The following is a 21,606-nucleotide window of genomic DNA, read 5'->3' on the forward strand; positions in this document are numbered from 1 at the left end:
CCATTGAGAATCCCAGCAACCCTGGTCAGGGGTGGAACCAGCAAATGCTGGCTGTTCGACGGCCAGGACCTCCCGGCGTCGAGGGACCAGATCGAGGCCCTCCTGATTGACACTTTCAACGCCGCGGACCCCCGTCAGATCGACGGCGTCGGCGGGGCCACGTCCACGACCTCCAAAGCGGCCGTCGTCTCGGCCGCCTCCGAGGACGACGTCGACGTTGACTACCTCTTCGCGCAGGTCGGCATCGGCGACGGCCGCGTCGAATGGGGCAGCAACTGCGGAAACTGCGCGACGGCCATTGCCCTCTACGCGGTGAGCCACGGCTTTGTGCGCGCTACACCGGGAACCACGCTCGTCCGGATGCGCAACCTGAACACCGGCACACGGCTCGAAGCCGACGTCAACACACCGGACGGGAAACTGCCGGCCTTTGGCGACGCGCAAGTCCCCGGCACCCTGGCCACCGGGGTCCCCGTCACCCTCGCCTTCCTCGACCCCGCCGGTGGCAGCACCGGTTCTGCACTGCCCACCCGGCACGCACGCGAAGAACTTTCGGTAGGTGGCCGGAATTATTTGGTCTCCATGATCGACGCCGGGGCGCCGATGGTTCTGGTGGCGGCCGCAAGCCTGGGCCTCACTGGGACCGAGAGCCTGGCCGAACTCTCGGATTTCGTGCCCGTGCTCACCGAAATCCGAAGCGCTGCCGCCGTGCGCATGGGGCTCAGGGCCGCGGGCTCACCGGTTGACCATGCAGTGCCCAAGGTGGCGATTGTTGGCACCGCCACGGACTTCGTCACCACAGGGGGCCAGCACATCAGCGGCTCGGCCTATGACGTCTCGATCCGGACGCTCTCCATGCACGCCCCGCACCCGGCCATCGGGCTGACGTCCGCCGTCGGCGTCGCCACGGCTGCCATCACCGCAGGAACGGTAGTCAACGCCGCCCTGGCTCGCGGGGCGATTCAGACACCTGCCGACGCCACTACCCACCTGCGGATCGGCACTGCCGCCGGCATCATCGCCACGGTCGCCACTGTGGACCCTTTCGGGCGACCTGCCCGGATCGGACTCGAGCGGGCCGCCCGCGTCATCAGCGAATCCATCATCTTTACCCGTGCGACCGCCACCGTGCGGGCCAGCGCCTAACTGCGCACGAACAGACCAAGACAAAGGAGTCGGACAATGAAAGTCACTTTGGAGAACATCGACCTGAAATACGGCGATACCTACGCTGTCAAAGGCGTCAACGCCGAAATCGAGGACGGGCACTCCCTGGTGCTGCTGGGCAAGTCCGGCTGCGGCAAGACCAGCACCATGCGCTGCATCGCCGGGCTGGAAACCCCTGTCCGCGGCAGAATCACCATCGGAGACCAGGTGGTGTTCGACAGCGAAAAGAACATCAATGTTCCCTCCCACAAACGCAACGTGGGCATGGTCTTCCAGTCATACGCCGTATGGCCGCATCGAACTATCTTCGAAAATGTCGCCTTTCCGCTTCAAATGAAGAACCTGGGCAAGAAGGAAATCACGGAGCGCGTCGACGAGGCACTCCAACTCGTGGGTCTGGACGGGTTCCAGAAACGCGGCGCCAGCCTCCTCTCCGGAGGCCAAATGCAGCGAGTCGCCCTGGCCCGAAGCCTCGTGATGCGCCCCAGCGTCCTGCTGCTGGACGAGCCCCTCTCCAACCTTGATGCCAGACTCCGGGACCGCCTGCGGATCGAACTCCGCGCCCTGCAGCAGAAGCTCAACCTGACCTGCGTCTACGTCACCCACGACCAAGGCGAAGCCCTGGCCCTCGCGGACCGGATCGCACTCATGCAGAACGGCAAGCTCGCCCAGGTCGGAAGCCCCGGCGAAATCTACGAGAACCCGGCCAGCGCCTCCATCGCCGACTTCCTCGGGGTCACCAACATCTTCCCGGTCCTCACGAACGGGCACCCCGGAACATACAAGATGGCGGAACACAGGCTCGAACTGACCACAGTCGACGACACGCCGGACGGTGACGCCATCAAGGCCTGCATCCGCCCGGAAGACGTCATCGTCTCCGCTCAGCGGCCAGCCGCTGACTCCAACAACTGGGCCGGGGAAGTCTCGGTGGCCAGTTACCAGGGCTCGAACGTGCGCTACCTGATCGAGCTTGACGGCGGCCCCGCCATTGAGGCCCTCGTTTCCCGCCGCGACGGCCCTCCAGCCGGAAAGGGCAACAGGGTCTGGGTTACAGCGAGCCCGTCCGACATCCAGATTCTCCCCGCCGAGGTGGCCTGATGTCCGCCGCCACTACAGACCTCCGCCAGCAACGAGATCAGCGGCCAGGAGGGCCGCCCCGTGAGAAGCCCAGTCCGCAGCCCCGACGCCGGATGGGCGGTCAACTTGGCCACCAGTTCAGGAAGTCAATGCCCACGTGGCTGATGCTGGCTCTGTTGGCCATCCTGATCCTCATGCCCGTGGCCCTGATCCTGATCTCTGCATTCAGCAGCTCAACACCCCGGCCAGGTTCGATCGGACTCAGCGGGCTGACGCTGGAGAACTTCAAGATCCTCTCCTCCCACCAGTCGGTAACCGCACTGACCAATTCCCTGGTGGTGGCAACATCCGCTTCGGTGTTGGCCATGTTCATCGGTGGAACCTTGGCCTTCCTCGCGGCCAGGACAAACATCTGGGGCAAAGCTGTCATCTACTTCATCGGCATCGCCCCGATGTTCCTGCCCTCCCTGGTGGGCGCACTCGCCTGGTCACTGCTGGCCGGGCCCGCCACGGGCTACCTGAACCTGCTCACCCGCGGCATCGGCCTGGGCAACCTCTTCAATGTCTACACGATGCCCGGCCTGATCTTCGTTCTGGCCCTGTACTACGCACCGTATGCGTTCTTGCTGATCCACGGCGCTATGACCCTCATGAACCCTGATCTCGAGGAAGCCGCCAGCGTCCACGGCGGCTCTCTCGGCAAGATCCTGAGCACCGTCACCTTCCCTCTGGTCACTCCAGCGATTCTCGGCTCCGGCGTGCTGATCTTTGCCCTGACCATGGAAAACTTTCCAGTCGCCCAGATGATCGGCACTCCGGGACAGATTGAAACTCTCCCCACCTTCATCTACCGCCTGATGAACTCCGCACCGGCACGAGGCAACGAAGCCGCAGCGGTCGCCGTCGTCCTGACCGTCGTCCTGATTGCCGTCACCGCAATCCAGCAGCGGATGGTGATGAAAAGGAACTTCACCACTGTTTCGGGCAAGGGCATGAAGCCCCGCATGATGGACATCGGCAAGCTCCGCGGCGTGGGCCTGAGCTTCGCGCTGGGGTACTTCGCCCTGGCAATCGTGTTGCCGGTGGTGGCTTTGCTTCTGGCCTCATTGCAGTCCTCGCCCTATGTATCGAACCTGGGCCAGCTATTCGGCGAAGATGCGCTCTCCTTTTGGTCGCTCTTTCAGACGCTGCAGTCCGCCGCGTTCCTGGACGCGGCGCGGAACAGCGTGATGGTGGCTGTCTGCGTAGCAGTCCTGGGTGCCGCGCTGGCGTTCTACCTCAGCTACATCGTGTACCGGACCAAAACCCCGGGCCGGAAGAGCTTGGAATTCGTGGCAATGCTTCCCCTCGCCATCCCGGCGATCGTCATGGGCCTGGGCCTGCTCTGGACCTGGCTGGTACTGCCGCTCCCCGTGTACGGGACCATCGTGGTGCTGATTATCGCGTTCATCGCGATCTACCTGCCCCAGGGGTACCGGGGCATGTCCGCAAGCATCCTGCAGGTGGACAAGGACCTAGAGGACAGCGCAGTGCTTCTTGGCTCCACCAGGGCGCGCGCGGTCTCCTATGTGACGCTGCCGCTGATGAAGACCGGCGTTATGTCCACCGTCCTGCTGCTGCTGATGCTGGCGATGCGGGAACTGTCAGCGGCTTTGTTCCTCTTCACCTCCAACACCCGGCTACTGGCAATTGTGGTCTTCGACAACTACGACAACGGCGCGCTGCGCTCCGCAGCCTCGACCAGCCTGCTCTACATCCTGGTCATCCTGGCCCTGGTCGTCCTCGCGAAGGCCTTTGGCGCCCGCGCAACCAATGGAGAAGCACGATGAAAAACATCCTCAAGACAACAACGTCGGTGCTGGCCGCCGCCGCACTGGCGGTCACCGCCGGCGCCTGCAGCGCCCCCAAGACCGTCACTCTGGTCAGCAAGGCCGAATCCCTCTCCACCACCTCCGACCTCGTGATCGACGGCCAGACCGTGGCAGACAGCGAGCTGTTCGCCAAGGCCAAGGCCGAGGGTTCCATCAGCCTCTACAGCGGCTATGTGGAAAACAGCGAGAAGGAAGTCATCAAAGCCTTCACCCAGGACACCGGAATCAAAGTAAACCTGGTCCGGCTGGTGCCCAACCGTTTGCTGGAACGCGTGCTCAGCGAGCAGGGCGCCAAGAAGCTGGGGGCCGACGTCATCCGCACCTCCGAGTTCTCCTCGGTATCCGCCATGAACAAGGCCGGCGCCTTCACTGCGCACAAGGTGCCCAACTTCGACCAGTTGGACGACACAGTGAAGAACGACGGCGGGAAGTTCTACCGCGTCTTCGACCCGGCTTTCACCTTCGCCTACAACACAGCCCTGGTCAGCGAGGCCGACGCCCCAAAGTCCTGGCAGGACCTGCTGGATCCGAAATGGAAAGGAAAGATCGGCACCACCCAGGTCGGTGCCGGCGGCAGCTCAGCATCCCTCGTGCGCTTCCAACTCGATGCCCTCGGTGAGGACTACCTCAAGGGGTACGCAGCCCAGCAGCCAAGGATCTTCGATTCCTCCGGCGCACAGCAGGAAAGCCTGTCCCGCGGTGAAATCCAGGTAGCCACCGCCGTGGTCAGCAGCGTCAACATCGCAGCAAACAACAACGCGCCAGTGAAGTTCGTAGTCCCCACTGAAGGATTCGCGCTCTACGACTACTTCCTGGGCATGACCCCCACAGCCCAGCACCCGGCCGCCGCCCAGCTGTTCATGAACTGGAACCTCAGCAAACGCGGAGCCAGCGTCTTCTCCCAGATAGGCGAATACCCGGCCGATTCAACCGCCCCGGCCCCCACGGTGATGGATGTCCAACTGCCAGCCATGAACACAGGACTTCCCCGTCGTGGAACCCCGGAGGATCTGACCCGCAACGGAAAGGAAGACCAGGCCACCTGGAACCGGATCTTCGGCTACATCGGCTGAACCCCGCAGACTGCAGCGGGGCGGCCAAGGCGATCACTCGGATCGCCGACTCATCGCAACGACGGCCGCCCCGCTGTTTCAACGCCCTCTCCCCGAGGCATCCGGCCGCACCGCCGCGCCCCCTCGCAGGAGCTACTCTCTGAGGAGACCACCATGACTAAGACTGCGCGCCGCGCCCCTACCCCAGTGGCAGAGACTCGGGACGACGGTCCCAAGCGTCCTATCCGCCGCCGTATCCTACTGATGGCGGTGGCCGGTTTCGCGATCCTGGGACTGGCCGCCCATCTGCTGGGGGGTGACATCTTCAACCCGGCGGCCAACACCAGACCGGAGACGACCATGACCGCTGTCCAGATCATCCCGCTCGTCATCCTCGTCATAATGTTCATCGTCGCCACAAAATGGCCTCTGAACATCGGGGTGATGGGTCTGGTCGCATCCTTCGGCGTCGGTTATTTCATGCTCGGAATGACTGACAGGGAGATCCTTGCGGAATTCCCTGCCAGCATCGTTCTGACGATCATCGGAGTCACCTACTTCTTCAGCATGGCCCAGAGGAACGGCACCATCGACGTCATCGTCCAGAACTGCGTGCGCCTCGTCAGGGGCAAGACGCTGCTGCTGCCCTGGGTGTTCTTCCTGCTCGCGGCCGCGCTCACGTCACTGGGCACCTTCTCTCCTGCCGCCGTCGCACTGCTGGCACCGGCGGCCATTGGATTCGCCTACGAGTCCCGCATCCATCCTGTACTGATGGGCGCGTTCATCATCAACGGCGCCCACGCCGGCGGGTTCTCCCCGCTCTCCGTGGCTGGCGTGTTGGTGCATGACATCGCGCTGGAAAACGGATTTCCCGTCTCCCAGGGCGCACTCTTCGTTGCCAGCTTCGCCCTCAATCTCATCCTCTCCGTACTGACCATCGTTCTGTTCGCCCTCCTCGGCAAGCTGCGCGACGGCGAAAACGGCCAGCATGCCGATCTAGATACCGCCCGGACTAGCCGGCCCCGCGGCCAGCAGATCCTCACGCTGGTGCTGATCGCGGTGATGCTCGGATGCACCCTGGGTTTCCACATGCCGATCGGCTTTGTAGCCCTCTCGGCCGGACTCCTGCTGGCGCTGGTAAACATCAAAGAACATCAAACGTTCATCGGCGGCATCTCCTGGTCCACGGTCCTGCTGGTGGCGGGCATGATCACCTACGTTTCCCTACTTCAGCACGTCGGCGTCATCGACACTCTCGCCGAGCAGGCTCTGGCCTTGGGTGCCCCGCTGCTGGTCGCGCTTGTCCTCTGTTACGTGATCGGCGTTGGCTCAGCGTTCGCCTCGTCCACGGCGCTGCTGACCGCGTTCATCCCTCTGGCGGGTCCGCTGCTGGCCACCAGTTCACTGAGCGCCTCCGGAACGGTCGCGGCACTGGCCATCGCTGCCACCGTCGTGGACGTCTCCCCCTTCTCCACCGACGGCGCGCTGGTGGTAGCCAGTGCCCGCGCGAACGACCGGCAGCGGGTCTACCGCCAGCTGATGGCCTACGCGGGCGGAGTGGTGCTGGTTGCCCCGGCTCTTGCCTGGGTTCTGCTGGTACCCACCGGCATCATGTAACCGGAGCCGCCCGTTGCCTATCACGGCGCGGCGGGCCCGCTTCCTCCCCAGTTAGTTAGTTCGGAATGCCACCACCGGCACCTCCACAAGTGCAGTTATGGGCCGTGGAAAAGGTCAAGCGGCCATTTGCGTCAGATGGGCGGCCGGGAGGGATCAACGGATGAGGCGAACCGTCGCCAGTCCCACCACGGGTCAGACAAAGTGGGATTGGCGTGGTTCATTACCCGGGGCGAGTCTCGCGGCTGATGAGTCGTGGTTCGTCGTCGGCCGTCGCGGCGGGCGGTCCCTGCCACATTTGGATGAAACGCGGCAGGCCCTTGCCTCGCTCTGATTCCCAGAACAGACACCGGAGACGGGGGTTCCTTCCAGAACTGGACCAGATGCCGCTCGAATGGTGACTCCACGACCTCGTCAAAGGCTGCGTCCCGCCCGCTGGCGTGGAGCCGCACACGGTAGCTGCCCATCTCATCACCCACGATGGTCCCGACGTCCTGCCTCTCAAAGCCAACCGGCTGGTTGGAGGAGGCCTGTCCCTCCGGGAACGTCAGGGACAGCTCGTGGATGTCTTCCCATCCGGGCGCGGTTGCCTCCGGTCGGGCGTCGAGGACCTCGACAGTCAAGTCAATGGGCCCTGAATACACCCCGGTGGAAACCAAAGGCGCCATCAGCGGGGCCTCCTGATTCTCTCCGCGCACCGCCGCCTGCAGGGCAGCGAAAGGGTCTGCCGGAGGAAAAGGCTCTATAACGAAGTCCACGACATGGCCCTATGCACTGATCACGAATGAAGCGGATCCGATCACGGGCCCTGCCTCCCAAGCGTTTGAGCCGCCAAAAGGGCCGTTACGGAGCAACCGATGAGACGCTGACGACGGCGGACGTGGCCTCGGCGATGGCACGCTCCTCGTCGGTGGGCACCACGAGCACCGGGATGGCCGAGGACGGGGAGGAGATCACGCGGGGTTCCTTGGACCGCTCCCGGTTCAGGCCGGTGTCGAGCTCCACGCCCAGGGCGCCCAGCCGCTCCGCCACGAGGGTGCGGAACTGGTGCGAGTTTTCCCCGATCCCGGCGGTGAAGACGAGGGCCTTCGCTCCTCCGACGGCCACGTGGTAGCCGCCGATGTACTTCGCGAGGCGGTAGGAGGCGACGGCGAGCGCCATGGCGGCCTTGGCGTCGCCGGCTTCCGCGGCCTCCACCACCGAGCGCATGTCGTTGTTGCCGGCGAGGCCCTTGAGCCCGGACTGGCGGTTGAGCATGGAATCGAGGTCCTCCGGGGACCAGCCTGCCCGGCCGAGGAACACGAGGATGGACGGGTCCAGGTCACCGGAGCGGGTGCCCATCACCAGGCCCTCCAGCGGGGTGAAGCCCATGGAGGTATCCACAGAGTGGCCGCCGCGGATCGCCGTGACCGAGGCCCCGTTGCCGAGGTGGGCGATGACGGCGTCGAACTCGTCCACCGGGACATCCAGCAGCGCCGCCGCCCGGTGCGCGACGTACTCGTGCGAGGTGCCGTGGAAGCCGTAGCGGCGGATCCCGTGGTTGGTGTAGAGCTCGTCCGGCACCGCGTAGCGCCAGGCGTGCTCGGGCAGCGTGCGGTGGAAGGCGGTGTCGAACACGGCGACCTGCGGCATGTCCGGCCACTTCTTCGAGATTGCACGGATGCCGAGGACGTTCGCCGGGTTGTGCAGGGGTGCCAGCGGGTTGAGCCGTTCGATGGCGCGGGTGATCTCGTTGTTGACCAGGACCGGCTCGGCGAAGCGCTCCCCGCCGTGCACCACCCGGTGCCCGACGGCGTCGAGCTCCCGGCCCCCAAGCGCCTTGTGGATCTCCGCGTCCACCAGTTCCAGGGCCTCCGCGTGGTCGCGGGGGCCCTCGGGCGGGCCGTCGCCCTCGCCACCGCTGCCCATTCCGATCTTCTCGACCAGTCCCTCGGCGAGCACGCTGCCGGCCTCGACGTCGCGGACCTGGTACTTCAGCGAGGACGAGCCTGAGTTGATAACGAGCACGAGCATGGGGCCTCCTACGCCTTGGCTTCTGCGCTGACCCCGGAGGGTGCGTCGGGACGGGCATCACGCCGGAGCCTGGCGGAGCGCTCCGTGGGACCCACTATAAATTGCCGGACCGGCACGGGAGCCCATTCGTTGCGAAAGCCGGGTTGGGCGCCTAGATTTGGCGGACCAACAGGACAACTCACGAAGGGACCTCCATGTCTGACGACACGACCCAGCCAGAGACCACCGAGCCGGCCAGCACCGAGCCGGAGAGCGGTTCCGGCAAGCCGGATCCCACCGGCGTCGAAGGCGCGAACCCGGCCCTGGACGACACAGGCCACCTCAAGGCCGCCGAGACCGGGGAAGCCCCCGAGGCCCCCGAGAACCTGGAGGACCTGGATCTCACGCCGGCCGGCCTGGCCGATGAGCCCGCCAAGCAGGAGGAAACCGACAGCCCGGTGGCACCGGAAAACAGCTGACAATGTATGTTCGGTTGCCCCGGCATTAGCGGCCGCCTCGTCGTGGGCAGCTGACCCGGCAACAGCTGACTAGGCATGCGCAGCCGCGGGGGCCAGCGCGGTGGCGGCCTCCGCCGACTGCGCCTGGACGGCGGTGATGGCCACCGTGTTCACAATGTCCTCCACCGTGCAGCCGCGGGACAGGTCGTTCACCGGCTTGCGGAGTCCCTGCAGGACAGGCCCGACGGCGACCGCCCCGGAGGACTGCTGCACCGCCTTGTAAGTGTTGTTGCCGGTGTTGAGGTCCGGGAAGATGAACACGGTGGCCTGCCCGGCGACTGTCGACCCCGGCATCTTGGACTGGGCGATGGCGGCGTCCACGGCGGCGTCGTACTGGATGGGGCCCTCGACGGCGAGGTCCGGGCGGCGCGCCTTCACCAGTTCGGTGGCCTGCCGGACTTTGTCCACCGCCTCCCCGGTGCCGGACCCTCCGGTGGAGTAGGAGAGCATGGCCACGCGCGGCTCCACACCGAACTGGGTTGCGGTCTCGGCCGAGGCCAGCGCAATGTCCGCCAGCTGCTCCGCATTCGGGTCCGGATTGACCGCGCAGTCGCCGTACACCAGCACCCGGTCCGGCATCAGCATCAGGAACACGGAGGAGACGATCTTCACGCCGTCGCGGGTCTTCACGAACTCCAGTGCGGGGCGGATGGTGTGGGCGGTGGTGTGCGCGGCGCCGGAGACCATGCCGTCCACCACGCCCAGCTGCACCATCATGGTGCCGAAGTAGCTGCCATCCAGCATGAGTTCCAGCGCCCGGGCGAGGTCCACGCCCTTGTGCGCCCGCAGCTGCGCGTACTTCTCCGCAAACTGCTGGCGCAGCTCCGACGTGGCGGGGTCCACGATGTTCATGCCGGAGAGGTCGACGCCCTGGGTGGACGCCAGCTCCCGGACCTCCGACTCGTTGCCCAGGATGGTGAGCTCGCAGACGTCCCGCCGGTGCAGGATTTCGGCGGCACGCAGGATCCGCACGTCGTTCCCTTCCGGGAGGACGATGTGCCGGCGCTGCAGCCGGGCGCGCTCGATCAGGTCGTGCAGGAACCTTAGCGGCGTCATCCGTTCCGGCCGGGGCAGGTGCAGCCGTTCCAGCAGCTCAGCCTCGTCTACCCGCTTGGACCACAGGCCCAGGGCAGAGGCCACCTTGCGGCGGTGCCCGGACCAGATCTCGCTGCGCACCTCGGAGACCCGCTTGGCGGTCACGTAGGTGTCGTCCGGGGCGGCAAAGATCGGGAACGGGGCCTGCGCCAACAGCGAATAGATGGTGGGGTCCGGGGCCAGTCCGCCGGTGAGGATCAGGGCCGACGGGACCGGGAACTCGGGCGAGAACGACGAGGCCAGACAGGCGACCAGCACGTCGGCACGGTCACCGGGCACGATCACCAGCGCGCCGTCGTCGAGCACGTGCAGGAAGTTGGCCACGCTCATCGCCGCGACCTTGACCGAATGCACGTCGCGTTCCAGGTCAGGCAGCCCGGCCACCTGGCCAAGACCGAGGGCTGACGCGACCTCGCCGGTGGTGGGCCGGGCGATCGCCTCCAGCTCCGGCAGGACATACACGGGCCGGCCCGAGGCGCCGGGGCGGACCTCGGCGGCGATGGCCTCCAGGTCCTCCGGGTCGGCGCGGTTGACCATGATGGCCAGCAGCGAGCAGCGTTCAGCGACGAGTTCCTTGCGGGCCACCTCGACGGCGTCGACCGTCTCCGCGACGGTGCGGCCCTTGGCGCCGACGACGGCCACGATGGAGGCGGCCAGGTTGTTGGCCAGCCGGGCATTGAGGTCGAACTCGACGGCGGCGTCCTGGCCGGTCAGGTCCGTCCCCTCCACGATGACGACGTCACAGTACCGGGACATCTCGGCGAAGATCTCCACGCAGCGGGCGTCGATCTCCTCGCGCTTACCCTCGGCCAGCAGGCTGCGGACGTCAGCGTAGGTTAGCCCGCCGCGGCAGCGCTGGTCGTCAAGATCGAACCGGGCCTTCATCAGGGCCACCATCGGGTCCGAGGCTGCGTCGTGGCCGTTGACCACGGGCTTGAAGAAGCCGATACGGTCCGCATGGCGGTGCAGGGTGTCTGCGAGGCCCAGCGCTATGAGTGACTTCCCGGAGCCCGGGGTGGTCGCGCTGACGTAGATTCCTTTGGCCATGGTTCGCCCTTAGGTTGTGCCGTGGTGGTGCTCGGTCCCTCCATACTTTCACTTGTTGCAGCGGTTTTCCCATGCGGCGCCCGGAGGACTCGGCCGCTTAGTGCCCGGATTGGATCGCCGCGAGCAAGGCTGTCCCGTCGGGGCTGCCGAGACCGGTGCAGGGATCCCAGCCGGCTGCGGCCCGGTACGTGCCGTTGTTTCCCGTAGTGATGTCGTGGAACCCGGCCGTCCGGCTGTAGAGCAGAGGCTGAATTTGGCCGAACCGCCGGCCGGTTGACTGGGCTAACAAGGCGATCAGTGCTGCCCAGAGAGGTGCGACGGCGCTCGTGCCGCCGATAACCATGTCTTGTCCGTCAACCCTGACCCTGTACCCGGTCTGCGGGTCAGCGACGCCGCTAACGTCCGGGACACCGCGGCCATGGCCCCCGGGCGCGGGCTTCGGTACAGGCTTCTTGTGCCGGGCGTTGGCGGCCAGGCCGCCCTGCCAGGCCGGCCTGGGGAACGTGTCGCTGTAGCCTCCCCCGGTGGCGGACTGCGGTCCGTCATTCCAGACGGTCTCTGATTTAATCCTTCCGGTGGCCGGGTTGGCATCGAGACGGGTGCCGCCGCAGGCCAACGCGTGCGGACTGGAGGCCGGAAAGTCCGCGTGGTCTTTCCCGTCGGTGGCCGCGTCGGCGCTGCCGTTGTCCCCCGCCGCTGCGGTGACGGTCACGCCCAGCGCCGAGGCGTCGGCAAGGGCCTGGTCAAACACGGTGCGCGCCTGTACCGTCCAGGCGTCCTCGTTCTGACCCCAGCTGATGCTGATGGAGGTCGGTGTCGGTGCGGCGTGGGAGGCGTTGATGATCGCGTCGAGGAACCCGGCGTCAGTGTTCGGAGCGAAGTAGACGAGGACGTCCGCCTTCGGTGCCAGGGCGCCAACGACTTCGATGTCGAGCAGCACTTCCCCGTCTGCCCCCGTCGGGTCCTGCCCGGGCTGGTTGGCGGCGCCGTCGACTCCTACCGCGGTCACCTTTGGTCCGGGGATCCCCAGACCGCCGAAATATGCATCGAGGTCCGCCTGGCCGAAGCCTCCGCCGAGTTCGATGATGGCCACGCTCTGGCTGCTGCCGTCCGCGCCGGCAGGGAAGTTATAGATTCCGGCCAGTTCAGGCGGGGTGTAGCTGGTCCCGGCTGCGGCCAGCGGGATCGCGTGGAACTGCGCTCGTGCCTGGGGGCGGTCGTCCAGGCCCAGAACGGCCGTGACGATTCCGTCCAGCGCTGCCGGGATCTGCAGGCCTCCGGTCCGGTGCCGGTGGGTGATGTCGTGGCCGTGGGGTCCGCTGCTGGTCACTTCCTCCAGGCTGGTGGCGAAGATCCGGCTCAGCTGTTCGACAGTTCCGGCCAGCCGCAGCCGGCGGGAGACCGGGTCGGCTTCGAGGATTTCCGCTCCGAGCCGCGTGAACGTATCAGTGGCCAGGTGCAGGTCCTCAGCGGAGGCTCCGTGCCGGGCCGCGAGCTCGTCGCGCGACATCGGTTCGGCGGGCGCCTCGGTCAGCGGTTCCTGCCGGCGCAGGATCACGGTCACCTCAATCCTGCGGGAGGGATCGACGGGCCCGTGCGTGGCCTGGATCCTTGCCGCCGCCGGGCGTTCCGAGCCGGCGAGCGGGACGCTGCCCTCGGCGTGGTTCGGTGTGCTGTTCTGATCAGACATGAAAGTGCTCCGTTCGTGGGACGGTCAGCGTTTCTGGCGATACTCCACTCAATTGGCGAAGCTCCGGTCAAATAGCGGTTGACCGGAGCTTCGGACCATTATGAGTGGCTGAACCTTGAAGTTGGCTGGGAATGCCGGACGGCTATGCCGTAGCCAGCGCGGCGGCCCTCAGTGGACAAGACCCGAGACGAGGTTGATGACGGTGGCCAGGACGATGGCACCAAGGACATAGGAAATCAGTGCATGACGAAGAACGGTGTACCGGATGGCGTCGGTTGTCAGGTCGGTGTCCGCGACTTGGAAGGTCATGCCGATGGTGAAGGAAAGGTAGGCGAAGTCCGCGTACCGCGGCGGCTTCTTTTCGTTGAAGTCCACCCCGTCGCTTTCGCGGTAGTAGACGGTGGCATAGCGGAGCGTGAACAGTGTCTGCACCAGGAGCCAGGACAGCGTGATGCTGCCCAGCGCCATAGCAATGATGGCCGCCTTCAGCCCTCCCTCGGCGGATCCTGCTTCCAGCAGGATCAACGCGACACCGCCGAAGCTCCCCGCCGTGGCCACCAGGACTAGCACGTCCGAGACGACGCGGCCCGGATCTTCTCCCCGGGCGCGGGCGCGGGCGTGGGCGGCAGTGCCGGTGGCGTCCAGGCGCCCGATCACTGACCATACCCAGATCAGGTAGGTAAGCGAGGCGGCAGCCCATCCCAAGGCCGGGGCGTAGGCCCAGGAGCCGAGATTGCCGACCGCCAGCGCGACGCCCAGGCCGACTGCGGCCATGGCGGCCAGCCGCACGCCAGAACGGTGGACTGGTGTGCTGAAAGAAGAAATACTCATTGGCCGATGATGACATCCCAAGCTGCGCAGCGTCCCTCACGCATCATCCGCCCCGGGGACCGAGTCCACGGCGTCTTTGAAACATGGGCGCCGGTACGCGTCGATTGGTGCGAATATTGATCTGATCTTCATGGTGATCGTGAAGTCCTCCGTCGTTACGATTGGACTTGAATTGTTGAAGAACCGCAGGCCGAAGGTGGGCGACCCGGAGCGATGATCAGAGCAGCAAGAGGTGGCTGGGTGATGGTTTCCAAGGTCCAGGGAGTGGCCTGATGGCCGGCAACGGGCCCTCCGATGTCCCTGAGGTGTCTCCTGCGCCGCCCCCATCCTTCAGCTCCAGAATGGCCCTTCTGTGGGCGGACGGCCTGGGGCGGGCTGGCATCCGGGCGATCCAAGTACTCGCCCTGGTGGCGCTGTCCTGGGTGGCCGTTACGGTGGCGGCCAGAGTTCCTCTGGTGACCATTCCCGTGCTGATCGCCCTGGTGCTGGCCTCGGCGATTGCTCCTGTGGTGCGCTGGCTGGCGGCCCATGGCTGGCCCCGGGCGGCGGCGGTACTCGCCTCGTTCCTGGTGATCCTGGCGGTGGGGGCCGGCATCGTCGGCGGCATCGTCGTCCTGGTCCGGCAACAGGCCGGGGCGCTGGCAACCCGCGCGGAGGCGGGGATTGCCCAGCTCCAGGACTTCATCACCACCGGACCGGTGGCGCTTTCCAGAGAGCAGATCAGCGCGGCCCAGACCGAATTCCAAAAGTTCCTTTCGGGAGGCAACCTGGGGGCGGACGCCCTTACCGGCCTGCGGACGGCCGGTGAAATAGCGGCCGGGACCGTCCTGACAGCCGTGATCCTGTTCTTCTTTCTCAAGGACGGCGAGAAGATCCGGGGCTTCCTGATCGGATTCCTGCCCGCGAGCCGCCGCGGGCGAGCACAGTTGGCTGCGGATCGCAGCATTGTGGTGTTGGGAGGCTACGTCCGGGGGACACTCGTCATTGCCGCCATCGATGCCGTCATCGTCCTTGTGGGGCTGCTGATCCTCAGGGTCCCGCTCGCCGTGCCCCTGGCGGCGGTGGTCTTCCTAGGCGGGTTCGTCCCCATCATCGGCGCCACAGCCGCCGGCAGCCTTGCGGTTCTGGTGGCCCTGGTGGAGAACGGCCCAGTGACGGCACTGGTGGTCCTGGGCCTCCTGATCGTCGCACACCAGTTCGAGCACCACATTCTGCAGCCCCTCTTCATGGGCCGCGTCCTTCGCATCCACGGCCTGGTCATTATCCTGGCCCTTACAGCGGGGGCCACACTGGCCGGCGTGATAGGCGCCCTGCTCGCCGTCCCGCTCGCCGCCGTCGGATGGACGGTCCTCCGGACCCTCGCAGCACACGGGTCCACGGATTCCTAGGGAACTCCCAGACGACGTCGGCCCGGCCCCTCGGCCAGTCGCCACCATCCACAGAGGGAACGGCTGCCTACCTTGTGGAGGTCAAACACCTCCGCGCAGGTGCTGCTTATTCAGTTCGTCGAGCTGCTTCAGCCGTGTGATGCCCCGCGGTGGCAGGGCCGCGCGGGCGAAGGAGATTGGCTTGCCGAGGCCGATCAGCAGCAGGGCGGTCCAGTCAACCTGCCAGGCGCTTACAACAACGTCAAGGGGTGGCACCGGTCCATGACAGCGCCGCAACCTTGGGGGGACGCCCACTCAGATTCAGTTGGCCACGGGACTTTGTCCCCTTGCCTCTCCGGGTCCCACCGGCCAGCGTGAGGTGTGCGGGCGCTTTGCGGCCGGTGCCGGCCGATGCCGGCCGATGCCGGCTGCGGGGCAAGCGGGATGCCGACCAGCGGGTGGGCCGGGCACAGGTGCGACCAGCGGAGCGAGGAACCCATGGAAACGCTTCATGTTGAACTGCAGGACATCGGCGGCACGGCCTGGTGGGTCCGCATACTCACCACCCTCTCGTCCCAGTCGGGCAGCATGCAGTATCGGTTCGTTGGCCGTGTGGCCGACGAAGTCCGCTACTCAAGCTCCACCTTCATGTCCCCGACGCCGGTCTCGCCGATTCCGCCGGAAGAAGAATGGGCCCCGGGACTGAACCGCAGCCTGGAAGAGCTCGTCAGCGACATCCGGCACGACGGATGGACCCAGACCGGCCGCGGCAGCGAACCCTGGTCCCTGACGTTCGAACGGAACTGACCCCGGGCCCTCCACCGGCAGTAGGCGTTCCCGCCCAAATCCGGTGACGCTCCGTGCAGGTGCTCCCGGGCGCGTTTTGCGTGCTTGCGGCTCGTCTTGAACGCCTTCCGAGCATTTTCCGAAGGCTTCGCCGTGTCCGCCGACAGCTTCATCCGGCCGCCGGCTCTTGACAGAAGCCCCCTAAATGGGATTACCTAATGAACATTCGGTAAATAAAGCTGGAGGCAATGACGCATGGCTGAACTGACGATTTCCGGTGACACCCACCCCATCCTTAAAGACGACTACGCGTCGGAGTGGATGGGCATCGAAGTTGTGGCGCTGGACGACGGACATGCCACGATCCGCATGAAGCTCCGGCAGGAAATGCTGAACGGGTTCGGCATGGCCCACGGCGGAATGATCTTCGCCTTCGGCGACACAGCCTTCGCCTTGGCCTGCAACCCCGCCAACCCGGAACCGGCTGAGGAGGGGACCATTACCGTTGCCTCCGGCGTCGACATCAACTTCCTGAAGCCGGCGTTCCGCGGCCAGGTCCTGACCGCCGTCGCCAACCGCCGCGCCAGCACCGGACGCAGCGGACTGTACGACATCCAGATCTACGCCGCCGATCCCGGCGCCGGCGCGCCTTCGGCGCCGCAGTCGGCACCCGCCGGCCCGGCTCCCGCCGTCACGGTTCCGACCGCCACGGTTCCGGGCGAACTCCCCACCGACACCCTGCCGGGCGAACTCGTCGCCGAGTTCCGCGGCCGCAGCCGCACCATCTCCAAGAAATAGAAACAGGGAACCCCAGATGACCCAAGAAACCGTCGCCCCCACCAGTGATGCTGTCCTGGACCGCGAAGAAATGATCTCCCGCGACGAGCTCGAGGCACTGCAGCTCACCCGCCTCCAGCACACCGTGGCCTACGCCTACGACCGCGTTCCCCTGTACAAGCGCAAGTTCGACGAACACGGGGTCCACCCCACCGACCTCCGCGAGCTCTCGGACCTGGGCAAGTTCCCCTTCACCACCAAGGAGGACCTCCGCCTGGAGTACCCCTTCGGCATGTTCGCCGTGCCGCAGCACGAGGTGGCCCGCATCCACGCCAGCTCCGGCACGACCGGCCGCGCCACCGTCGTCGGGTACACCAAGAAGGACCTCGCCGACTGGGCCAAGCTCGTGGCCCGCTCGCTGCGCGCCTCCGGCGTCCGTCCCGGCATGAAGGTCCACAACGCCTACGGCTACGGCCTCTTCACCGGCGGCATGGGCGCCCACGCCGGCGCCGAGGCCCTGGGCTGCACGGTCATCCCGATCTCCGGCGGCCAGACCGAACGCCAGATCACGCTCATCCAGGACTTCAAGCCCGACGCGATCCTGGCCACCCCGACCTACCTGCTGACCATTGCCGACGCGATGATGAAGCAAGGGATCGACCCGGCCTCCACCTCGCTCAAGTTCGCCGTGCTGGGTGCCGAGCCGTGGACCGAGGAAATGCGCCACGAGCTCGAAGTGATGATGAACATCAAGGCCTGTGACATTTACGGGCTCTCCGAGGTCATGGGGCCCGGCGTCGCCGGCGAGGCCGTGGAAACCCAGGACGGCAGCCACATCTGGGAGGACCACTTCCGCCCCGAAATCATCGACGCCTTCGACCCCACCGTGGTCCTGGGCGACGGCGAACCCGGCGAACTGGTCTTCACCTCGCTCACCAAGGAAGCGCTGCCGATCATCCGGTACCGCACCAAGGACCTCACCCGCCTGCTGCCCGGCACGGCACGGCCCGCGCACCGCCGCATGGGCCGCATCACCGGCCGCAGCGATGACATGATCATCCTGCGCGGGGTTAACCTGTTCCCCTCGCAGATCGAGGAAATCGCCCTGCGAATCCCCGAGCTGAGCCCGCACTTCCAGCTCGAACTCACCCGCCCCGAAGGCCAGCGGATGGACCAGCTGACCGTCAAGATCGAACGCCGCGAGTCCGTCACGATCGAGGGTGTCGCTTCCGCCGCCAAGGTCCTGCAGCAGCAGATCAAGATCCACGTCGGCTCCTCCTGCACGGTCGACGTCGTCGAGCCCGGCTCCCTGGAGCGGTCCAACGGCAAGCTCCGCCGGATCTACGACATGCGTCCCAAGGCCTGACCGCACCATGTCCAGCCCGCCGGCCGGCCCTCCCGGGCCGACCCGGCGGGCTGACTGATCCCCCGATCGTGAGAAACTAGCGACTATGCCCACAACAGCAAACAGCACCAAACGCGGCCGTCCCGGCTATGACCAGCAGTCCGTGCTGGTGATCGCGGTCGACGTCTTCAACCGCCACGGCTACGACGCCACGTCCATGGGCATCCTCGCTGAAAACCTGGGCATCTCAAAGTCCGCCATTTACCACCACGTGCCGTCCAAGGGCGACCTCCTGAAACTCGCGCTGGACCACGCCCTGGGCGGCCTCGAGGCCATCCTGGACGAGCCCCAGGCGCAGACCGGCACCGCCGAGGCCCGGCTCGAATTCGTCCTCCGCGAAACCATCTCCGTGCTGGTGGAGCGGCTTCCGTTCGTCACCCTGCTGCTGCGCCTGCGTGGCAACACCGAGATCGAACGCGACGCGATGGAACGCCGGCGCACCTTCGACCACAAGGTCGCGGCCCTCATTTCCGCCGCCCGCGACGAGGGCTCGCTCCGCCAGGACATCGACCCCCGCACCGTCACCCGGCTGCTCTTCGGCACCATCAACTCCATCGTCGAGTGGTACAAACCCGGCGGCTCCCTCTCCCCCGAGAAGCTGGCCGACGACGTCATCACCATGGCCTTCCACGGCCTCCACGTCCCCCAGTAGGCCGGTGGTTCGGGGCGCCGCGAAAATCCCATTGACCGTGCCCCGCTCCCGGGCCACGCTGGGAGGATGGCCACCAGATTATCCCGGGTGCTCCTGGGCACTTTCCCCCAGCTGCGGTACGAGCCCACTGCCAAAAGGGTCCGGGCAAGCCTCGGCCGGACCGCCGTCGTCGACACGAGACAGGCCTGCCTGATTTGGGAACCGCGCCGGATCACCCCGATCTTTGCCGTGCCGGAGCAGGACCTGCTGGCCAAACTCGCCCCGCCGGTTCTGCCGGCGGCGCCGGTCCACGAGCACCCCGTCGCCATCCGGCAGGGCGCCGCCCCGACGTCGCTCGACCCCGGTACGGCGTTTGGCAAGCACACCTGCGCCGGCGAGGAACTCGACGTCGTGACCCCCGCGGCGACGGCTCGCCGGGCCGCTTTCCGGCCAGAGGACCCCGGCCTGGCCGGCTATGTGGTGCTCGATTTCGACGCCTTCAACTGGCTGGAGGACGATGAGGAGATCATCGGCCACCCGCGGGATCCGTTCCACCGCGTTGACATCCGCGCGTCGTCCGTGGACGTGGAGGTAGCGCTCGACGGCGTCACGCTGGCCCGCACGAATGGCGCGCAGTTGCTCTACGAGACGCTGCTGCCGGTGCGGTACTACATCCCGCCCGCGGACGTGCGGCTGGACCTGCTGGAGGAGAGCCCCAAGCGGACGGTCTGCCCGTACAAGGGCCAGGCCAGCTACTGGAGCCACCCGGGTTCCCCGCAGGGCCGGAACATCGCGTGGAGCTACGACCGGCGGTTCCTCGACGCCGCGCAGATCCACGGCCTCATCAGCTTCTTCAATGAGCGGGTGGACCTGAGGGTCGACGGCGTGCTCCAGTCCCGCCCCGTGTCCCCGTGGTCCCGGCCGGACGGCCCCAACGGTCCCGACGGTCCCTGACGGCCGCGGGCAACTCGATCCCGCCTGACGCAGACCGCTACCGAACCGACAGGAGCGCTTTGTCGCACGAAAGGACCATTAGCTAGTAGACGACCGTCCCGGTGGAATGCACCACGGTTCCGGTGCTTTGGCTTCGTCCGCTGATGTCGATCTGCAGCTGGCTGCGCTGCAGGGGCGCCTCCAGGGCGGAGGAGAGTTCCCGCAGGGTGGATGTTTGGATGCGGTGGATGACGTCCTGGACGTCGGCCCTGTCATTGACCGTCACCCTCAGGCTCAGGTCGGGGGCTTTGCCCGTTCCTCGCAGCAGGACCGCGGAACTGACGACACCGGGCAGGGCGTTGATCCGGCTTTCGACGGCAGCAGCGAGAACGGAGGGGTCGCAGAGGGTGAATCCCTGACTGCCGTCGTCATGGAGGCGGTAGGCGCGTGCCGTGTTTTTCCGTGGGATCTGGGCGATGATCCACAGCAGCCCGAGCACCGCCATGATGACGCCGAGGATCAGTAGGGTGGCCGCCACCCACGGCTGCGCGAAGAACGCGTGCAGGTCACCGGTGACGACGGACTCCCAAAGGCGGGCGGTGTTCAAAAGTGCGTGCAGTGTCCCGTTGGACTGCAGCAGCAGTCCGGTGCCGGCAGCCAAGGCAAGGATGCCGAGAATGGCCAGCCAGATCCGGTTCAGGGTTCCTGCGGTCTGTCTCATCGGAAACCATCCTTCAAATAGTCGCGGCGGGCGGGTGCGCGAATGGTCTCAGTCTCTGGACCGGACCGTGGCCGTAACCTGCGGAACCGGGGAGAGCCCGGTTTCTTCCAGACGGGCACGGACAGCGTCGGTGATCCTGGCACGCAGGTCCCCGGGCTCGTGCAGGGAAGTCGTCACGCTAAGGTGGACGCGCCGGGTGGTGGCTGTCGCTGCGGCCGAGCCGACGCCGTCGATCTGCAGGCACCGGGCTTTCGCCAGGCGGGCGACGGCGCGGCGGGTCATCACTGTTTCCCGCTCCTGCTCCGGCGGCGCCTCAGCCCCGGCGCCGCTGCGGGAATCATCGATTGTGAGGGCGTTGAACCCTCCGGGAATGCTGGCGCACAGCAACAGGATCACCCCCGCCACGACGGCGGCTATCCCGATCTGCCGGATGACGGGATCATTCCACGCCAGCACGGCGAGCCAGTCGCGTGGTCCCTGCAGCAGGCTGGGCCACGTGCCGTTGACCAGCCGGGTGATGGCCAACCAGACTAAGGCGACGCCGGCGGCCAGCAGCAGGATTCCGGCGATCAGTGACGGGACGGCTCGGCTGGGCCGGTGACGCAGGCGCGAGGACCGCTGGCCGTGCCGGCTCATAACAACTTCCTTCGTCCGTTGGTATCGGTGGTCAGCCACGAGATCCTGATATCGACCTGTCGGACGTCAACTCCGGTCAACTCCGTCACCCTGGTCCTGATCCGGCCGCGCAGGGCCTCGGTGGCCTGGCGTAATGGCACCGGATACGGCATCCCGACCTCGACGCTTAGAGTGGCGATGTTCCCGCTGAGTACGACTGATGCCTTGGGCCGGGCGGAGAGATCAGGACGGGTTCCGATGCCCAGAAATCCGCCGGAGGAACCGCCGGCGGAGGATTCGTCGCTGGCGACCTGGGCGGCGATTTTCTCGATCACCCTGGCCGCCAGGACGGTCTGCCCCCGCGTGCCCGTCTCGACGAAGTCCGGGCCAACGTCCCCGGCCCCAATCAAGGAC

The 21,606-nt window shown here is 66.4% G+C and carries 20 protein-coding genes; 12 read left to right on the forward strand and 8 right to left on the reverse strand.

Features of this window, described 5'->3' with window-relative positions; translation table 11 throughout:
• Positions 1-3: 3 nt before the first annotated feature.
• The 5 genes from BJQ90_RS09820 to BJQ90_RS09840 all read left to right on the forward strand — a co-directional run bounded on the left by BJQ90_RS09820 (position 4) and on the right by BJQ90_RS09840 (position 6,787).
• Positions 4-1,146 carry a PrpF domain-containing protein gene (locus BJQ90_RS09820; RefSeq protein WP_226760102.1) on the forward strand — a complete coding sequence of 381 codons (1,143 nt, stop codon included), beginning with the start codon at positions 4-6 and terminating at the stop codon, positions 1,144-1,146.
• A gap of 36 nt (positions 1,147-1,182) precedes the next feature.
• Positions 1,183-2,268 (forward strand): ABC transporter ATP-binding protein, encoded by a 1,086-nt coding sequence (locus BJQ90_RS09825; RefSeq protein ID WP_226760103.1) that lies wholly within the window; start codon positions 1,183-1,185, stop codon positions 2,266-2,268.
• A gap of 128 nt (positions 2,269-2,396) precedes the next feature.
• Entirely contained in the window at positions 2,397-4,076 is a 1,680-nt protein-coding gene (locus BJQ90_RS09830; protein ID WP_226760104.1) for an ABC transporter permease, read from the forward strand.
• Positions 4,073-5,191 carry an ABC transporter substrate-binding protein gene (locus BJQ90_RS09835; protein WP_226760105.1) on the forward strand — a complete coding sequence of 373 codons (1,119 nt, stop codon included), beginning with the start codon at positions 4,073-4,075 and terminating at the stop codon, positions 5,189-5,191. Before BJQ90_RS09830 ends, BJQ90_RS09835 begins: the two co-directional genes overlap by 4 nt.
• A 153-nt stretch (positions 5,192-5,344) precedes the next feature.
• Positions 5,345-6,787, forward strand: coding sequence for an SLC13 family permease (locus BJQ90_RS09840; protein ID WP_226760106.1), 1,443 nt, complete (start codon positions 5,345-5,347; stop codon positions 6,785-6,787).
• Positions 6,788-7,627: 840 nt separating this feature from the next.
• Here BJQ90_RS09840 and BJQ90_RS09845 read toward each other — a convergent pair.
• Positions 7,628-8,797: an acetate kinase gene (locus tag BJQ90_RS09845; protein WP_226760107.1), complete on the reverse strand. Its 1,170-nt coding sequence runs from the start codon at positions 8,795-8,797 to the stop codon at positions 7,628-7,630.
• 194 nt (positions 8,798-8,991) lie between these two features.
• Between BJQ90_RS09845 and BJQ90_RS09850 the strand changes: the two genes are divergently transcribed.
• Positions 8,992-9,255, forward strand: a complete 264-nt coding sequence (locus tag BJQ90_RS09850; RefSeq protein ID WP_226760108.1) for a hypothetical protein — start codon at positions 8,992-8,994, stop codon at positions 9,253-9,255.
• 69 nt (positions 9,256-9,324) lie between these two features.
• Here the strand turns inward: BJQ90_RS09850 and pta are convergent, their stop codons facing one another.
• The 3 genes from pta to BJQ90_RS09865 form a co-directional block, all read right to left on the reverse strand.
• The gene (gene pta / locus BJQ90_RS09855) at positions 9,325-11,436 is read right to left on the reverse strand and encodes a phosphate acetyltransferase (RefSeq protein WP_226760109.1); all 2,112 of its coding nucleotides are present in this window, start codon (positions 11,434-11,436) and stop codon (positions 9,325-9,327) included.
• Positions 11,437-11,533: 97 nt separating this feature from the next.
• The gene (locus BJQ90_RS09860; protein WP_226760110.1) at positions 11,534-13,126 is read right to left on the reverse strand and encodes a protease pro-enzyme activation domain-containing protein; all 1,593 of its coding nucleotides are present in this window, start codon (positions 13,124-13,126) and stop codon (positions 11,534-11,536) included.
• Between the two features lie 168 nt (positions 13,127-13,294).
• The gene (locus BJQ90_RS09865) at positions 13,295-13,957 is read right to left on the reverse strand and encodes a DUF1345 domain-containing protein (RefSeq protein WP_226760111.1); all 663 of its coding nucleotides are present in this window, start codon (positions 13,955-13,957) and stop codon (positions 13,295-13,297) included.
• 341 nt (positions 13,958-14,298) lie between these two features.
• Between BJQ90_RS09865 and BJQ90_RS09870 the strand changes: the two genes are divergently transcribed.
• Positions 14,299-15,345: an AI-2E family transporter gene (locus tag BJQ90_RS09870; protein WP_226760112.1), complete on the forward strand. Its 1,047-nt coding sequence runs from the start codon at positions 14,299-14,301 to the stop codon at positions 15,343-15,345.
• Positions 15,346-15,426: 81 nt separating this feature from the next.
• Here the strand turns inward: BJQ90_RS09870 and BJQ90_RS09875 are convergent, their stop codons facing one another.
• The gene (locus tag BJQ90_RS09875) at positions 15,427-15,600 is read right to left on the reverse strand and encodes a hypothetical protein (RefSeq protein WP_226760113.1); all 174 of its coding nucleotides are present in this window, start codon (positions 15,598-15,600) and stop codon (positions 15,427-15,429) included.
• Between the two features lie 222 nt (positions 15,601-15,822).
• Here BJQ90_RS09875 and BJQ90_RS09880 point away from each other — a divergent pair, with 222 nt between their 5' ends.
• From BJQ90_RS09880 to BJQ90_RS09900, 5 genes are all read left to right on the forward strand, one after another.
• Complete coding sequence (locus tag BJQ90_RS09880; protein ID WP_226760114.1) at positions 15,823-16,131, forward strand: hypothetical protein; 309 nt, start codon at positions 15,823-15,825, stop codon at positions 16,129-16,131.
• 234 nt (positions 16,132-16,365) lie between these two features.
• Positions 16,366-16,908, forward strand: a complete 543-nt coding sequence (locus tag BJQ90_RS09885; RefSeq protein WP_226760115.1) for a hotdog fold thioesterase — start codon at positions 16,366-16,368, stop codon at positions 16,906-16,908.
• A 16-nt stretch (positions 16,909-16,924) separates the two neighbouring features.
• The gene (gene paaK / locus BJQ90_RS09890) at positions 16,925-18,253 is read left to right on the forward strand and encodes a phenylacetate--CoA ligase PaaK (RefSeq protein WP_226760116.1); all 1,329 of its coding nucleotides are present in this window, start codon (positions 16,925-16,927) and stop codon (positions 18,251-18,253) included.
• 85 nt (positions 18,254-18,338) lie between these two features.
• Entirely contained in the window at positions 18,339-18,944 is a 606-nt protein-coding gene (locus BJQ90_RS09895; RefSeq protein ID WP_226760117.1) for a TetR/AcrR family transcriptional regulator, read from the forward strand.
• Between the two features lie 66 nt (positions 18,945-19,010).
• A complete protein-coding gene (locus BJQ90_RS09900; RefSeq protein WP_226760118.1) occupies positions 19,011-19,877 on the forward strand; it encodes a DUF427 domain-containing protein in 867 nt (288 codons plus the stop codon).
• Between the two features lie 82 nt (positions 19,878-19,959).
• Here BJQ90_RS09900 and BJQ90_RS09905 read toward each other — a convergent pair whose 3' ends face one another.
• The 3 genes from BJQ90_RS09905 to BJQ90_RS09915 form a co-directional block, all read right to left on the reverse strand.
• Positions 19,960-20,577, reverse strand: a complete 618-nt coding sequence (locus tag BJQ90_RS09905) for an alkaline shock response membrane anchor protein AmaP (protein ID WP_226760119.1) — start codon at positions 20,575-20,577, stop codon at positions 19,960-19,962.
• 48 nt (positions 20,578-20,625) lie between these two features.
• Positions 20,626-21,213 (reverse strand): DUF6286 domain-containing protein, encoded by a 588-nt coding sequence (locus BJQ90_RS09910; protein ID WP_226760120.1) that lies wholly within the window; start codon positions 21,211-21,213, stop codon positions 20,626-20,628.
• On the reverse strand, positions 21,210-21,606 hold a 397-nt coding region (locus BJQ90_RS09915; RefSeq protein WP_226760121.1), incomplete at its 5' end, for an alkaline shock response membrane anchor protein AmaP. The genes BJQ90_RS09910 and BJQ90_RS09915, both read right to left, overlap by 4 nt.

Origin of the sequence: Arthrobacter sp. SO3 (assembly GCF_020532825.1) — a bacterium.
Lineage (GTDB): Bacteria > Actinomycetota > Actinomycetes > Actinomycetales > Micrococcaceae > Arthrobacter.